Source organism: Dactylosporangium sp. NPDC049525, from assembly GCF_040676755.1.
GTDB lineage: Bacteria > Actinomycetota > Actinomycetes > Mycobacteriales > Micromonosporaceae > Dactylosporangium.
The window spans coordinates 1-15,950 of sequence record NZ_JBFAPO010000073.1 but is presented as its reverse complement, the minus strand read 5'-3'; the positions used below and the strand labels follow the sequence as shown (position 1 = coordinate 15,950).

The 15,950-nt window shown below is 75.1% G+C and carries 8 protein-coding genes; all 8 read left to right on the top strand.

Annotated features, from left to right (window positions below; translation table 11 throughout):
- The first annotated feature begins 1 nt into the window (after position 1).
- Positions 2–1,060 (top strand): ketoacyl-ACP synthase III family protein, encoded by a 1,059-nt coding sequence (locus AB0K00_RS50775; RefSeq protein ID WP_363537910.1) that lies wholly within the window; start codon positions 2–4, stop codon positions 1,058–1,060.
- A gap of 155 nt (positions 1,061–1,215) precedes the next feature.
- Entirely contained in the window at positions 1,216–2,217 is a 1,002-nt protein-coding gene (locus AB0K00_RS50770; protein WP_363537908.1) for a 3-oxoacyl-ACP synthase III family protein, read from the top strand.
- Positions 2,207–4,144, top strand: coding sequence for an HAD-IIIC family phosphatase (locus AB0K00_RS50765; protein ID WP_363537906.1), 1,938 nt, complete (start codon positions 2,207–2,209; stop codon positions 4,142–4,144). Before AB0K00_RS50770 ends, AB0K00_RS50765 begins: the two co-directional genes overlap by 11 nt.
- On the top strand, positions 4,134–4,379 hold the full coding sequence (locus AB0K00_RS50760) for an acyl carrier protein (RefSeq protein WP_363537904.1): 246 nt from the start codon (positions 4,134–4,136) through the stop codon (positions 4,377–4,379). The genes AB0K00_RS50765 and AB0K00_RS50760 overlap by 11 nt, the downstream gene beginning before the upstream one ends.
- Positions 4,376–5,125: a 2-oxo acid dehydrogenase subunit E2 gene (locus AB0K00_RS50755; RefSeq protein WP_363537902.1), complete on the top strand. Its 750-nt coding sequence runs from the start codon at positions 4,376–4,378 to the stop codon at positions 5,123–5,125. The genes AB0K00_RS50760 and AB0K00_RS50755 overlap by 4 nt, the downstream gene beginning before the upstream one ends.
- On the top strand, positions 5,125–6,402 hold the full coding sequence (locus AB0K00_RS50750) for an FAD-dependent monooxygenase (protein ID WP_363537900.1): 1,278 nt from the start codon (positions 5,125–5,127) through the stop codon (positions 6,400–6,402). Before AB0K00_RS50755 ends, AB0K00_RS50750 begins: the two co-directional genes overlap by 1 nt.
- On the top strand, positions 6,399–12,680 hold the full coding sequence (locus AB0K00_RS50745; RefSeq protein WP_363537898.1) for a type I polyketide synthase: 6,282 nt from the start codon (positions 6,399–6,401) through the stop codon (positions 12,678–12,680). Before AB0K00_RS50750 ends, AB0K00_RS50745 begins: the two co-directional genes overlap by 4 nt.
- An 85-nt stretch (positions 12,681–12,765) precedes the next feature.
- The coding region (locus AB0K00_RS50740) for an SDR family NAD(P)-dependent oxidoreductase (protein WP_363537896.1) at positions 12,766–15,950 on the top strand (3,185 nt) is incomplete at its 3' end.

Sequence of the window (15,950 nt, the reverse complement as noted above, 5' to 3'; positions counted from 1 at the left end):
CATGTCTGAGCAGCCCCTCTACCTCGCCGCCGCGGCGGCGTGGCTTCCGCCGCCGATGGAGCTCACCACCCTGGCCGGCCAGGGCGCCGACGAGTTCGTCACCAACGGCATCGTCAGCATTCCGGTCGCCGGCCCCGACGACGCGCCACCGGTCATGGCGGCACGCGCCGCGCAGACGGCGCTTGCCCGGGCCGCCGCGCTGCACCAGCAGGACGACGTCGTGCTGGTGCTGTACGCGAACACCTACCACCAGGGCCAGAACTCCTTCTGGTCGCCGGCCTCCTACGTCCAACGCAGCGCCGGGGTGTCCGGCGCCGCCGCGATCAACGTCGGTCAGGCCTCCAACGGTGGCATGGCCGCGCTCGACCTCGCCGCCGGTTACCTGTCGGCGCGGGGCAGCGGCGCGGCGCTCATCACCGCCGCCGACCGCTTCTGCGAGCCCGGCATCGTGCGCTGGGCCGCCGACTACGGCGCGGTCTACGGCGACGGCGCCGCCGCGGTCGTGGTGTCCACCAGCGGCGGGTTCGCCCGCATCGTGTCGGTGCACACCAGCACCGACGCCGAACTGGAGCAGATGCACCGCGGCAACACCCGGTTCCAGCCCGCGCCGACCGGCGCGCTGGTGGACGTGCGGCTGTCGAAGGTCCAGTTCATCACCGACTTCGGCCTGGACAACCTGCTGCACCGGCTGTCCACCGGCATGCGGTCGGTCGTCGACGCGGCGCTCACCCGCGCCGGCTGCGACCTGGCCGACATGGCGGTCGTGGTCCTGCCGAACCTCAACCGCAAGATGCTCACCGACCAGTACCTCGAACCGCTCGCCCTGGACCCGGACCGCACCCTCGTGGAGTGGTCGTCGAGGGTCGGGCACCTCGGCGCGGCCGACCAGCTCGCCGGCGTGGCGCACCTGGTCGAGTCCGGCCGGGTGGCGCGCGGCGACCGCGTGCTGCTCGTTGGCACCGGCAGCGGCCTGTCCTGGTCCGCCGCCGTGCTGGAGATCCTCGACGTGCCCGTCTGGGCCGAGCGCACCGCGGAGCCCGCACCGGTACCGGTGGGCTGAGCCGCAACGACCGGTCACCGGATTGGCAGACGCGAATCCGGTGGCGTACGAACGCGCCCTCGAAATGTGGTATCCGCACGAGAGCAAAGGACAGTTCTTTGCGAATCACAGCCCTCAGTGAAGTGCTTCCGGGAGAACCGGTCACCAATTCCGACATGGCTGCCCGGTTCGGCCTGCACGAGCAGTGGCTCGAGCGGATGACCGGAAATCGCAGCCGCTATTTCTGCAATCCCGACAGCCCGGCCGGGGTGCCGAAGAGCACCGGCGACCTGGCTACCGCCGCGGGCGCCAAGGTCCTGGAGGCGGCCGGGATCGGCCCGGCCGACATCGAGTTCCTCATCCTGACCACCGCCTCGCCCGACCACCTGATGCCGGCGACCGTGAACCTGGTCGCCGACCGGCTCGGCATCGACGGCGTGCCGACCCTCCAGCTCACCTCCGGCTGCGCCGGGGCGCTGCAGGGCCTGTACACCGCCCGCGCGCTGCTCGCCAGCGGGCTGCGCCGCGGCCTGGTCATCGGCGCCGACACCTGCCTGAAGTTCTGGCCGTCGAAGCGCGACGTCGCCGACATGCGACCGGCCGAGATGATCAACTTCGCGTTGTTCGGCGACGGCGGCGGCGCCGCGGTCGTCGAGGCCGACATCGAAGGCCCCGGCTTCGTCGTGGAGCACATGGTGCTGCGCGCCGTCGGCCTCGGCCGCAAGCCGGCGCAGGTCGTGCGCTGGTACGGCGCCGAGGGCGCGCCGATGGTCACCGGCCCGAACGGGGTCAGCGCCCCGGAACCGATGGGGGAGGAGGACTACAAGGCGATCGAGCGGCACGTCCCCGAGGCCGCCGCGCTGGTCCTCAGCGAGCTCGGTGAGCTCACCGGCTGGTCCCTGGAGAAGGTCGAGCGGGTTCTCACCCCGCAGCTCAACGGCGTCATGACCGAGAAGATCCGGGAGTACCTCGGGGTCCGCCCCGAGCAGGCCGTGTCCTGCGTGGCCGAGACCGGCAACAACGGCAACGCGCTGCCGTTCATCCAGCTGCGCCGCGCCCGGGCCGGCATGAACGGCACCGCCGACGGCGCCCGGATCATGGTTGCCACCATCGAGTCCTCCAAATGGGTCATCTCCGGGATGGCGCTGCGGCACCAGGGGGCCTCCGATGGCCGTTGACGTGAACGTCGCGCCCCTCACCCCGCCGGGCGGGGTCGCGCAGCTGCGCGCCCTCAAACGCGCCGGCGGGCTCGGCGGGGCAGGACACGAGCTGCGCCGGCTGCTCGCCGGCCTCACCGATCCCCTCGACCTCGAGGCCGCCGGCGCGCTGCTGTCCGGCGGCCGGGCGCACGCCCAGCTGGCCGCCGCGGGCGGGTTCGTCGAGCAGCGGGTCGCGCTGCTGGGCAACTCGACCCTCGACGCGCTGCCCAACCTGCTGACCGCGGCGCTGGTCCGCGACGGCTTCCTGCCGCAGGTGCGGCTGGCCGGCTTCGACCAGTGGCGGCTGGAGATCATGACGGGCGCGCCGAACCTGGCCGACCTCAGTCCCCGGGTCACCGCCTGCCTGCTCGACGACAACGCCGTGTTCGAACGGGTCGGCGACCCGCTCGACTCGGCGCAGGTCGAGGCACGCTGCGCGGCGTTCCCGGCCGAGCTCGGCGCCTGGGCCACCGCCTGCCGGCAGGCCCTCGGCGGCCTCGTCGTGCTGGCCACCGTGCCGCTGTCGGCGCTGCGCCGCGACCGGTACCTCGACTACGCCACCCGGGCCCGGATCGAGGCGGCCTGGGACCGGATGAACGCCGCGATCCTCGACCTCGGCGCCGAGCAGGGCACGGTCGTGCTCAGCGCGGCGGCCATCGCGGCCCGGTTCGGCACCAGCGCGACCGGCGGTACACCCGGATCCATCTTCGGCGCGGACCGGATGCGGCACGTCGCCGGGCAGACCTTCTCCACGGCGTTCCTGGCGGGATACGCCGACGAGCTCGGCCGGGTCGCCCGCGCCGACCTCGGCAGGGCCGCCAAGTGCCTCGTGCTGGACCTCGACAACACGCTGTGGGGCGGGGTCGTCGGCGACGACGGCCCGGCCGGGATCAAGCTCGGCGGCGCGTACCCGGGCTCGGCCCACCGCGAGCTGCAGGACCTCGCCCGCGACCTGATGCGCCAGGGCGTGCTGCTCGCGGTCGCGTCGAAGAACGACGAGGCGCTCGCGCGCGAGGCGATCGACACGCACCCGGAGATGGTGCTGCGCGGCGACGCGTTCGTCGCGTTCGCCGCCGACTGGAACCCCAAGCCCGGCAACGTCACCGCGATGGCGGCGCAGCTCAACATCGGCAGCGACGCGATGGTCTTCCTCGACGACAACCCGGCCGAACGCGACCTCATGCGCCGCGCCGCGCCGCAGGTGACGACCGTCGAGGTGGGCACCGACCCGGCCGGGTACGCCGCACAGCTGGCCGCGCGCGGCGACTTCGCGCTGCTGCGGGTCACCGACGAGGACCGCAACCGCACGGCGATGTACCGAGCCGAGACCCAGCGCGCCGCGCTGTCGCGGACCGTCGTGGACCTGGAGCAGTACCTGCTCGACCTCGGCTCCCGGCTGAGCGTCGAACGGCTCGCCCCGGTCAACGCCGCCCGCATCATCCAACTGTTCGGCAAGACCAACCAGTTCAACCTCACCGGCCGCCGCTACAGCGACGAGGAGGTGCGCCGGCGCGAGCACGACGGCACCGGCGCCTACTTCGGCGCCCGGCTCGCCGACCGGTTCGGCGACCACGGCCTCATCGCCGCGGTCGCGCTCACCCGGTCCGCCGACGGCGCCTGGGAGATCGAGAACATGGTGCTCAGCTGCCGCGTGTTCAGCCGCAACGTCGAGGACGCCCTGGTCGGGCTGATCCTGCGGGCGGCCCTGGCGGCGGGCGCCACCGCGGTGCGCGGCGGCTTCGTCGAGTCACCGAAGAACGGCAAGTTCGCCGGGTTCTACCCCGGCCTCGGGTTCGCGCCGGTTGCCGGCACCCCCGGCCGGTTCCAGCACGACCTGCGGGATCTGCCGACGCTGCCCCGCTGGATCCAGATCACGCCGGACGAAGAGGTGTTCCATGTCTACTGACGTTGTCGTCGAGGTCGTCGCCCAACTGCTGGACGTCGACGAGGAGGAGCTCACCGCCGACCGGTCGCTGGCCGCGATCGCCGGCTGGGACTCGGTCAACTCGCTGCGGGTCCTCGTGTACCTCGAACGCGAGCTGAACGTCTCGCTGGACTACGAGCGGTTCGTGGCCGCCCAGACGGTCGGCGACCTGGCCGCGATCACCGCCGACGCGCAGCGGGCAGGCGCGCGGCCATGAGCCGGACCACCGTGCCGTTCCCGCCGGCCCGCCGGCAGACGTACACCTTCCTGCGCGACGCGCGCCGCACCGCCCACGTCTACCTCCTGGCCGAGGTCGACGCGGCGGCGCTGCGCGCGGCGCGCGAGGCGGCGGGCCGGCCCAGCTACGTCAGCTACGTCATCAAGGCGGCGGCGGAGGTCCTGGCCGGCTACCCCGACGCCCGTGCCGTGCTCAGCGACGGCGCCCGGCCGCGCCTGACGGTCTTCGAGGACGTGCACGCGAAGGTCCTGTTCGACCGGACCATCGACGGCCAGCGGTGCGTGCTGTCCGGAACCGTGGAATCGGCGCAGGCGCGCACGATCGAGCAGATCCAGGCGGCCATCGACGGCTACAAGCAGGCGTCGGTCGACGGGGCCGGCCCGTTCGCGTCGGTCCGCCGGTTGCAGCGGCTGCCGCTGCCCATCGCGTGGCTGCTGTACCGCATCGTGCTGCGCGACCCGGCGCGGCGCAACGCGCTGCAGGGCACCTTCGCGGTGACCTCCGTCGGGCAGGAGCCGGTCCAGGTGATCCTGCCGATGATCACCGGCACGCTCGGCTTCGGTGTCGGGCGCATCGCGGACAGCCCGGTCGTCCGCGACGGCGAGATCGTCGTCGCGCCCGTGCTGACCCTGTCCCTCACCTTCGACCACCGGGTCCTCGACGGCGCCATGGCGGCCGAGATCCTCGGCCGGGTCAAAGACCGACTCGAGCACTGGGAGCAGTGATGAGCGAGTTTTCCGAACTGCCCGACAGCACCGACGTGCTGATCGTCGGCGGCGGCCCGGCCGGTGCGCTGCTGGGCTGCCTGCTGGCCCGGCGCGGCATCGACGTCGTCGTGGCCGAGAAACAAAGCGACCTGGAGCGCAGCTTCCGCGGCGAGAACATCGCCCCGCGCTCCGTGCACACCCTGCGGGAGCTGGGCTTCGGCCCTGCCCTGGACGAGCACGGCTACCTGTCCATCAACAGCGTCACCGCGATCGAGCGGGGCAAGCGGCTGCTGCGCCTGGAATACGGCAAGTTCCCCCTGGCAACGCTGCCGATCGACATCCCGCAGCCGGCGCTCATCGGCATCTTCCTGACCGCAGCCCAGGCGCACCCGGGTTTCCATCTCGCCATGGGTACCGCGTTCACCGGCCTCGTCGAACAGGACGGTGCCGTCACCGGGGCGACCCTGCGCGGGCCCGGCGGGGCGAAGACGACCGTGCGGGCCCGGGTCGTGATCGGCGCCGACGGCCGTTTCTCCAAGGTCCGCCAGCGCTCCGGGCTGGCCGCCGACATCAAGCCGATGGCGCGGGACTTCCTGTCCTTCAAGCTGCCCCGCCCGGCGGGCTGGGGCGACGACGGCTACCTGATGATCGAGGACGACCGGCACCTGGTCGTCCTGCCGACCTGGCCGGACTTCCTGCGCATCGGCCACAACCTGCCCAAGCGGCAGCTCGGCGAGCTGCGCTCGGCCGGCCTGCCGGCGTTCAAGGCGGGCATCGCCGCGCTCGACCCGCGCCTCGCCGACCTCGTCGAGGAGCACATCAAGAGCTGGGACGACACGTCGTTCCTGGAGATCTTCACCGCCGAGATGGAGCAGTGGGCCCGCGACGGCCTGCTGCTCATCGGCGACGCGTCACACACCTGCACGCCGATCCTGGGCCAGGGCGTGAACCTCGCCATCCAGGACGCGGTGTGCCTGGCCCCGGTCCTCGCCGGGGCGCTGGAGCGCGGCGGCGACCGGCCGCTGCCGGCGGACACGTTCACCGACTACATCGCCATGCGCCGCCGGCACAAGACCACGGTCACCCGCTACCAGCGGTTCCAGGAGGGAGCCCTGGCGGAGAAGCACCCGCTGAAGCTGATCCTGCGCCGGGTGCGCTTCACCACGCTCAACCAACTGCCCCTCAAGTACCGCCTGCTGGATCGGGTGGTCAACGCCGCCCACCCGATCGACCCGGTGGACATCGTGGCCGGGGCGCCGACCCTGGTGCCGTCAGTCAGGAGTGGTCAACGATGAGTCAGGACCCACGCCAGCGCATCGCCGTCGTCGGCATGGCCGGCCGGTTCCCCGGAGCGTCCGATGTGGACGGTCTGTGGCGGCTGCTGACGGCCGGCGACGAGGCGATCGTGCCGATCCCGGCCGACCGCTGGGACCGCACCGCCCAGCTGGACCCGGAGAAGTCCGTCCAGGACGTCGGCGGGTTCATCGACGGGGTCGACCTATTCGACCCGACGTTCTTCGGCATCTCGCCGCGCGAGGCCGAGGACGTCGACCCGCAGCACCGGGTGCTGCTCGAAGAGGTCTGGCGGGCCCTGGAGGACGCCGGGACACCGGCCGCCGCCCTGCACGGCAGCCGCACCGGCGTCTACGTCGGCTCGTCATGGCACGACTACGAGCTGCTGCGCAAGGACCGGGGCACGCCGACGACGCAGCACAGCACCGTCGGCACCGCCATGGACATGCTGTCCGCCCGGATCTCCTACCTGCTCAAGGTCACCGGCCCCAGCCTCACCGTGGAGACCGGCTGCTCGTCGTCGATGGTCGCGCTGCACCTGGCCTGCCAGGCGCTGCGGCACGGCGAGGTCGAGGGCGCGTTCGTCGGCGGGGTGAACCTCATCCTGTCCTCCGACGGTTCGGTCGGCCTGACCCACTTCGGCGGGCTGTCGCCGGACGGGCGCTGCAAGGCGTTCTCCGCCTCCGCCAACGGTTTCGTGCGCGGCGAGGGCGTCGTCGCGCTGTACCTCAAGACCCTCGACCGTGCCATCGCCGACGGCGACCACATCCGCGGGATCATCGTCGCCACCGGCGCCAACAACGACGGCGGCGGCGACGGCCTGGTCGTGCCGAACCCGGCCGGCCAGGAGGACCTGCTGCGCCGCGTCTACGACGAGGCCGGCGTGCCGCTGTCCGACGTCGTCTACATCGAGGCGCACGGCACCGGCACCGGCCGCGGCGACCCCATCGAGGCCACGGCGATCGGCCGCGCCCTCGCCAGCCGCCGCGACCCGGGCGCCGACCCGCTCGCCATCGGCTCCGTCAAGACCAACATCGGCCACCTCGAACCCACCGCCGGCCTCGCCGGCCTCGTCAAGGTGCTGCTCGCGGCCCGGCACGGGGTGGTGCCGGCGAGCCTGCACAGCGCCGAGCTCAACCCGGAGATCCCGTTCGACGAGCTGCACCTGACCGTCGCCCGGCAGCCACTCCCGCTGCCCACCGACCGTCCCGTGTACCTCGGCGTCAACTCCTTCGGTTGGGGCGGCACCAACGCCCACGCCGTCGTCGCCGCCGGCCTGCCGGTGCCGGACCGCGCCGACGAGCCCGGCGGCGCCCGCGGCATCCCGGTCGTCGTCGCCGTGTCCGGGCACACCGAGGACAGCCTCCGCGAACGCGCCGCCCAGCTGCGCGACACCGCCGCGGCCGTCACCGACCCGGCCGGCCTCGCGGCACTCGCCGGCACCCTCGGCAACCACCGGGACCACTTCGCCCACCGGGCCGGGGTCGTCGCCGAGACCGCCGAGGCGCTGCGCGACCGGCTGGCCGTCCTGGCCGAGCCGGCCGCCGACGGCGGCGTCGAGCAGGCCGGTGTCCACACCGGACGGTCCCGCCCGCACGGGCGGACCGCGTTCGTCTACCCGGGACAGGGCGCGCAGTGGGCCGCGATGGGCCAGCAGCTGTACGCCCAGAGCCCCACCTTCGCCGCCGAGATCGACCGGTGCGCGGAGGCGCTGTCCGAATACGTCGACTGGGACCTGCGCGCCGTCGTGGCCGGCACCGCCGGCGACGGCTGGCTGGAGCACCTCGACATGATCCAGCCGACGCTGTGGGGCGTGTCCGTCGCCCTCACGTCGCTGTGGCGGGCTGCCGGCGTCGAACCCGACGTCGTCATCGGCCACTCCCAGGGCGAGGTGACGGCGGCGACGATCGCCGGCATCCTGCCGCTGCGCGACGCGGCCCGCATCGTCGCCACCCGCAGCCGCCTGGCGCTGCGGGCCACCGGCAAGGGCCGGATGCTCGCCGTCGACCTGGACCTCGACGGCGCCCGCGCCGCCCTGGCCGGCTTCGAGGACCTCGTCTCCGTCGCCGTCAACAACGGCCCGACGTCGTGCGTGCTGTCCGGCGAGACCGACGCGGTGCTCACCCTCAAGGAGATCCTCGACGCGGAGGGCACCTTCTGCCGGCTCGTCAACGTCGACTACGCCTCGCACAGCCCCCAGATGGACGTGCTGCTGGACGACCTGCGCGAGCAGCTCGACGGCGTCGCGCCGCGGACCGGCACCGTCCAGCTCATGTCCACCGTGGACCTGCGGCTGTGCCCGGGGCCGGAGCTCGGTGCCGACTACTGGGCCCGCAACCTGCGCCAGCCGGTCCTGTTCGCCGACGCGATGACGGCACTCTTCGACGACGGCGTGACCCACGTCGTGGAGATCAGCCCGCACCCGATCCTGGTGCCGGCGCTGGAGCAGCTCGCCGCGCTGCGCGCCGAGCCGCCGACCGTGCTGAGCACCATGCGCCGCGACACCGGCGCGCCGGCCGACATCGCCGGTGCCTTCGCCCGCGCCTACGTCGCCGGCCTGACCCCGTTCGCCGGGCTGCCCGGCACGCCCGAGGTCGCCGTCCCGCCGTACCCGTGGCAGCGCAAGCGGTACTGGCTCACCAGCGGCTCCCGCGCGGCCGGTCCGTCGACCGGGTTCGAGCCCGTCCTGGAGCCGGCGACCACCGAGGCCGGCGTCTGGCAGGGCACCCTCGACGTGTCCGTCGGGGCGTTCCCGTGGGTCGCCGACCACAAGGTGCACGACGCCGTCGTGCTGCCCGGCGCGGCGATGATGGCCCTCGCGCTGTCGACCGGCCGGGCCCGCACCGGGACCTTGCCGGGACGGCTCACCGGGGTCGCGTTCCACCGCGACCTGACCCTGCCCAGCGGCACCGACGAGCCGGCCCGCGTCGCCGTCGTCCTGCGCGACGACGTCACCGACGGCGGCAGCTTCACGCTGCTGTCCCGGGTGCCGGGCGCGAACGACTGGACCACCCACGCCACCGCGCGGCTGGCCCCGGGTGTCCCGGCCGAACCGCCGGCGTTCCCGGCCCACCTGAGCAACGGCCGCGGCGGCGCCGAGGACTATCCGGCCGACACCCTGTACGCGGCCTGCGCGGCCCGTGGGCTCAACTACGGCCCGGCGTTCCAGGGCGTCACCGGCATCACGGTCGTCGGCGACGAGGCCCTCGGCGCGATCAGGCTCCCGGACCGGTGCCGGGCCGGCGCCCGCCCGCACGGGCTGCACCCCGCGCTGTGGGACGCCGCCCTGCAGGTGTCGCTCGCGCTGTACCCGGGCGACGCGGCCGTCGTGCCGACCGGCGTCGCGGCGGTGACCGTGCTGCGCGACCCGGGCGAACCGGTGACCGAGCTGTGGTCACACGTCGTGCGCCGCGACGCGACCACCTGCGACCTGGTCCTGTTCGACGCCGACCGGGAGCCGCTGCTGGCGATGACCGGGCTGACGTTCGCCGTGCTGCCCGCCGGCGACGACACGTCCGGCACCGCCGAGCGGCTGCACCGGCTGCGCTTCGACCTGGACCACAAGCCGGACCCGGGCACCGGCGACGGGCCGGTCGGCTCGTGGCTGCTCTGCGCGCCCTCCGGCGACCCGCGGGCCGAGGCGCTCGCGGCGGCCATGCGCGCCGCCGGCGCCGACGTCCTCGTGTCCACCGGCGCGGCCGTCCCGGCCGGGGCGGAGCCGGGCGCCGTGGCGTTCCTGGCACCGGACGCCGGCACCGGCCTCACCGCGCAGCGCGACGGGCTGCTGGAGCTGACCGAGCTGGTCCGCACCTGCCTGCGCCGGGCGGTCCCGCCGCGGCTGGTGGTCGTCACCGCCGACGCGCAGGCCGTCACCGCCGGCGACGTCCCGGACCCCGGGGCGGCGCTGTACTGGGGGTACACCCGCGTCCTGCGCCGCGAGCACGGCGAGCTTTCCCCGGTCGTGCTCGACGTGGCCGGCGCCGAGGAGGGCTGGGCCGCGGCGTGCGCGGCCGAGCTGTTCGCCGCCGGCTCGGGTGACCCGGCGACGGCCGAGGACCAGGTCGTGCTGCGCGGCGCCGAGCGCTACGTCGGCCGACTGGTTCGCGGTACCGCCGAGCCCGACGCCGACCGTCCCGCCCCGCAGTGGCAGACCCCGCCGCAGCCGTTCCGGCTCGTCGCGGACCGGCCCGGCTTCTGGGACGGGCTGAACTACAAGCCGCTTGCCAGGGTCACCCCCGGCCCGGGCGAGGTCGAGCTGGAGGTCGACGCGGCCGCGCTCAACTTCATCGACGTGATGAAGGCGATGGGCACCTACCCCGGCATTGAGGGCCGCGCCGCCCAGCTCGGCGGCGAGTGCGCCGGCCGGGTCACCCGGGTCGGTCCCGGCGTCACCGGCCTCGCGCCCGGCGACCGGGTCGTCGGCTGCGCGTTCGGCGCGTTCGCGTCGCACGTGACCCTGCCGGCGGCGCACTGCGCCCCGATCCCCGACGCGATGGGCGCCGCCGACGCGGCCGCGCTCCCGCTGGTGCTGATGACCGCCTGGTACGGGCTGCACGACCTGGCCCGCCTCGAGGCCGGCGAGACGGTCCTGGTCCACTCGGCCACCGGCGGGCTCGGCCTCGCCGCGATCGCCGTCGCCCGGCACCTCGGCGCGGAGGTCATCGCGACCGCCGGCACCGAGGAGAAGCGGGCGCTGCTGCGCGACATGGGCATCGCTTCGGTGTTCGACTCGCGCGACCTGACCTGGGCCGACGGCGTCCGCGCCGCGACCGGCGGGCGGGGCGTCGACGTGGTCCTCAACTCCCTCACCGGCGCCGCCATCCCGCTCGGGCTGGATGTCCTGGCCGAGGACGGCCGGTTCATCGAGGTCGGCAAGAAGGACATCTACGCCGCCCGCACGATCAGCCTCGACGCGTTCCGCAAGGGCATCAGCCTCGCCTCGGTCGACCTGGCCGGGATCATGGAGCGCCGCCCGGCCCGGTTCGCGCGGCTGCTCACCGACGTGTGGGCGCACGTCACGACCGGGGCGGGCTGGACCCTGCCGGTCCTGCCGTACCCGTTCGCCGAGGCCGCCGACGCGCTGCGCACGATGGGCCGGGGCACCCACGTCGGCAAGTTCGTCCTCGTCGACCCGGCCTCGGTGCGCTCCATCGCGCCGGACCCGCTGCCCGGCGGCCGGCTGCGCGCCGACGGCACGTACGTGATCAGCGGCGGCCTCGGCGCCCTCGGCCTGTCCCTCGCCGAGGACTTCGCGGCCCGCGGCGCGGGTGCCCTCGCCCTGCTGGGCCGGCGCGAGCCGGGCCCGGACGCGGCCGCGCGCATCGACGCGATCCGCGCGACCGGCACCCGGGTCACCACGCTCGCCGTCGACGTCGCCGACGAGGCCGCGACGGCGACCGCGCTGGACAAGGTCCGGCGCGAGCTGCCGGCGATCCGCGGCGTCGTGCACGCCGCCGGCCTGCTCGACGACGCCACCATCCTCAACCTGGAGGCGGCGCAGACCGAGCGGGTCCTGCGGCCCAAGGTCGACGGCGCGCGGCACCTCGACGCCGCCACCACCGGCGACCCACTGGACCTGTTCGTGCTGTTCTCCTCCGGCGCGGCCCTCGTCGGCAACGCCGGGCAGGCGGCCTACGCGGCCGGCAACGCCTACCTCGACGCACTGGCGGCCCGCCGCCGCGCCGAGGGGCGCCCGGCGCTGTCCGTCCAATGGGGACCGTTCGAGGCGATCGGCCTGGCCGCCGCCGACGACAACCGCGGCGCGCGCCTCGCCGAACGGGGCATGACCGGGTTCACCGTCGAGGAGGCCTGGCCGGCCCTGGCGGAGCTGCTCGCCGACCCCACCGGCGGGGTGCCGGTCATCGGGTACCTGCCGCTGAACCTGCGGCAGTGGTTCGACGCGTACCCCGACACCGCGGCCCAGCCGAGCTGGCGGGTGCTGCGCGAGGCGGCCCGCTCCGGCGGCACGGCCGGCGGCTCCGGCAGCGCCGCGCTGCTGGCCCAGCTGCGCGCCGGCACCGAGGCCGAGCGCCTCGTGCTGGTGGAGAGCCGGGTCAAGGAGCTCGCCGGGCGGGTGCTGCGCCTCGACCCGTCCGACATCGACCGCGACGCGCCGTTCAAGTCCCTCGGCCTCGACTCGCTGATGGGCCTGGAACTGCGCAACCGCCTCGAAGGGGCGTTCGGCCTCCGGCTGTCGCCGACCCTGCTGTGGAGCTACGGCACCTCGCAGGCACTGGCCGGCGTGCTCTGCGACCGGCTGTTCGCCGAGCCGGCGGCCTGATCGCACCACCCGGCCCCACCCGGCGGCGCGCCCGCGCCGCCGGGTGGGGGCCACCTCCAGCAACGACACTCGTGTGAGGACCGACATGGACCAGCGTGGAACCGACCAGGCCGCCCCGACGCCGTTGTCGCGCGCCCTGGACACCATCAAGAAGCTGCGCGCGCAGCTCGACGAGCAGGGTGGCGCCCAGCCGATCGCCGTCATCGGCGCCGGGCTGCGGTTGCCGGGCGGCATCGGGACGCTGGACGGTTACTGGGCGGCGCTGACCGCCGGCCGGGACCTGGTCCACGCCCGCCCACCGGGCCGCAAGTGGCCGTTCGCCGCCGAGTGGGACGCCCTGCCCAACCGGGGCGGCTGGCTGGAGGAGGTGCTCGGCTTCGACGCGGAGTTCTTCGGCATCAGCCCGCGCGAGGCCCGCGCCCTCGACCCGCAGCAGCGGCTGCTGCTGGAGGTGTCGTGGGAGGCCCTGGAACACGCCGGCCTGCCGCCGCGCGCGCTCAAGGACGTCCGCACCGGCTTCTTCCTCGGCATCACCAACGCCGACTACCGCGACTGGGAACCGGCCGGCTCCGACGTGTACTGGGCCACCGGCAACGGCAACTGCTTCGCCGCCGGCCGGGTCGCCTACACGCTCGGGCTGACCGGCCCCGCCGTCGCCGTCGACACCGCGTGCTCGTCGTCGCTCGTCGCCGTCCACCAGGCCGTGCAGGCGCTGCGGCGGGGGGAGTGCGCGGTCGCGCTCGCCGGCGGCGTGAACCTGCTGCTGTCGCCGCGCTCCACGCGGTACGGCAAGGAGATGGGCTCCCTCGCCCCCGACGGGGTGTGCAAGACCTTCGACGCCCGGGCCAACGGTTTCACCCGCGGTGAGGGCTCCGGCATCGCCGTGCTCAAGCGCCTCGCCGACGCCGTCCGCGACGGCGACCGCGTCCTCGGCGTCATCCACGGCTCCGCGGTCAACCAGGACGGCCGCTCCACCGGCTTCACCGCCCCGAACGTCCTGGCCCAGATCTCCCTGCTCGAGGCCGCCCTCGCCGACGCCCGGCTGACCCCCGCCGACATCGGCCTGGTCGAGGCGCACGGGACCGGCACCGCGCTGGGCGACCCGATCGAGATGGACGCCCTCGCCACCGCCCTCGGCCGGCGCAACGGCGGCGCCCCGCTGCACACCGGCGCGGTCAAGACCAACCTCGGCCACCTCGAGGCCGCCGCCGGCATCGCCGGTCTGCTCAAGACCCTGCTGAGCCTGCGCTTCCGGCAGATCCCGCCGCTGGTGCACTTCGACACCCTCAACCCGCGCATCGACCTGTCCGGCACCGGCATCACGGTGCCGACGGAACTGACCGGCTGGTCGCCGGCCGCGGGCCGGTATGCCGGGGTGAGCGCGTTCGGCATGAGCGGCACCAACGCCCACGTCATCCTCGGCCCGGCTCCCGACGCCCCTGACACCGCCGCCGGGCCGGTGGCCGAGGTGACCGGCTTCGAGATCTCCGCCCGCGACGAGGCCGCGCTGCGCCGCCTCGCCGGACGGTTCGCGACCGTCGCCGAGACCCTCGATGCGGCCGGCTACCCGGCCTTCGCGTACACCGCGACCCGTGGTCGCGCCGCGCATCCGGTCCGTGCCGCGATCCGCGCGACCGGACCGGCCGAGGCGGCCGCCGCCCTGCACGCCCTCGCCGCGGGCGCCGAGCCGCCGGTCGCCGGCACCACCACTGCCGACGACCTGCCCCGCAGCGTCGCCGACCTGCCCCCGTACCCGTGGCGGCGGGCCCGGCACGCGCCCGAGGAACTGGACGCCCCGGTCCCCGCCTACGAGCTGGCCTGGCAGCCACTCGACCCGCCGCCGGCCGCGGTGACGACGTCGCTGGTCCTCGCCGGTGACGACGCGGCGGTCCTGGCGCCCCTGGCCGCGGCCGCTCGCGCGGCCGGACGGGAGGTGACCGTCCTCGGGCCGGTCCCCGGCAATGCCGGCCCGGTGCCCGACGGCGACGCCGAGTGGGCCGCCTTCTGGGTCGGCCGCCCGGCCCCCGCGGTCCTGGCGCTCGCCTTCACCGCCCCGCCGCTGCCGGCAACCGACGCGCCGGCGACCGGCTCGGACGCGCTGGTGGCCGGCTCGAACGCGCTGGTGGCCGACGGCGCGCGGCTGTGCGCGGCCGTCACCACGGCCGTGCGGTCGCTGCCCGCCGGGGGCACCGCGCACGCCCTCACCCGCGCCACCCGCGCCGCCGTCCCCGGCGACGTCTGCGTGCCCGGCGCGCACGGCCTGCTCAACGGGCTGGGCGCGGTCCTCGGCCTGGAGTTCCCGGCGACCTGGGGCGGCCTGATCGACCTGCCCGCCGACCCGGCCCCGGCCGACGTCGCGGCCCTGCCCGCACTGCTCGGCGCGGCCGGCGTCGAGGACGTCCTGGCCGTGCGCGGCGGCGTCGTGCACACCGCCCGGCTGCGGCCCGCGGCCGTCACCGCCGGCGCCGGCGGGCTCAACGTCGACGGCGACGGGACGTACCTGATCACCGGCGGCCTCGGCGGCGTCGGCCGCGCCGTGGTCGGCGACCTCGTCGCCCGCGGCGCCCGGCACCTGCTGTTGATCGGCCGCACCGCCGAGGCGGACCTGCCGGCCGCCGGGCGGGACGCGCTCGCCGCCTGGCGGGCCGCCGGCGCGACCGTCACCTACCGGGCCGCCGACGTTGCCGACCCTGCCGCCCTGGCCGCCGCGTGCGCCCGGATCCCCGGCGCGCCGCCGGTGCGCGGGATCGTGCACGCCGCCGGCACGCTGCGGGAGACCCCGCTCGCCACGGCCGGCGAGGCCGACTTCGCCGAGGCGCTGGGCGCCAAGTACGCCGCCGCCTGGCACCTGCGGCTGCTTGCCCGCGACCACCCGGTCGAGTTCGTCGTGCAGCTGTCGTCGGTGACCGCGCTGTGGGGGACCGCCGGCTACGGCGCCTACGCCGCCGCGAACGGTGGCCTAGACCTGCTCGCCGCCGCCCCGGGCGGCCCCGCGACGCGCACGGTCGCCTACGGGCCCTGGGACGTCGCCGGCATGGTCGACGAGGCGTCGCTGGGTGGCCTGGCCCGCCTCGGCGTCGGCGCGGTGACCGCCCCGATCGGCTGCGTGGCGCTCGGCGCCGGACCACCGACCGGCTACCTCGTCGTCTGCCCGGTCGACTGGGACCGCTTCACCGAGGTCACCGCCGCCCGCCGCCCCCGCGCCCTGTTCGCCGGTCTCACCACCGCGCCGGCCCCGGCCGCCGCGGGCACGGTCTCCGCGCCCCCGGC

Coding starts and splice junctions, on each gene's coding strand:
- AB0K00_RS50775 (WP_363537910.1), top strand. CDS start 2: ATGTCTGAGCAGCCCCTCTACCTCGCCGCCGCGGCGGCGTGGCTTCCG.
- AB0K00_RS50770 (WP_363537908.1), top strand. CDS start 1,216: ATGGCTGCCCGGTTCGGCCTGCACGAGCAGTGGCTCGAGCGGATGACC.
- AB0K00_RS50765 (WP_363537906.1), top strand. CDS start 2,207: ATGGCCGTTGACGTGAACGTCGCGCCCCTCACCCCGCCGGGCGGGGTC.
- AB0K00_RS50760 (WP_363537904.1), top strand. CDS start 4,134: ATGTCTACTGACGTTGTCGTCGAGGTCGTCGCCCAACTGCTGGACGTC.
- AB0K00_RS50755 (WP_363537902.1), top strand. CDS start 4,376: ATGAGCCGGACCACCGTGCCGTTCCCGCCGGCCCGCCGGCAGACGTAC.
- AB0K00_RS50750 (WP_363537900.1), top strand. CDS start 5,125: ATGAGCGAGTTTTCCGAACTGCCCGACAGCACCGACGTGCTGATCGTC.
- AB0K00_RS50745 (WP_363537898.1), top strand. CDS start 6,399: ATGAGTCAGGACCCACGCCAGCGCATCGCCGTCGTCGGCATGGCCGGC.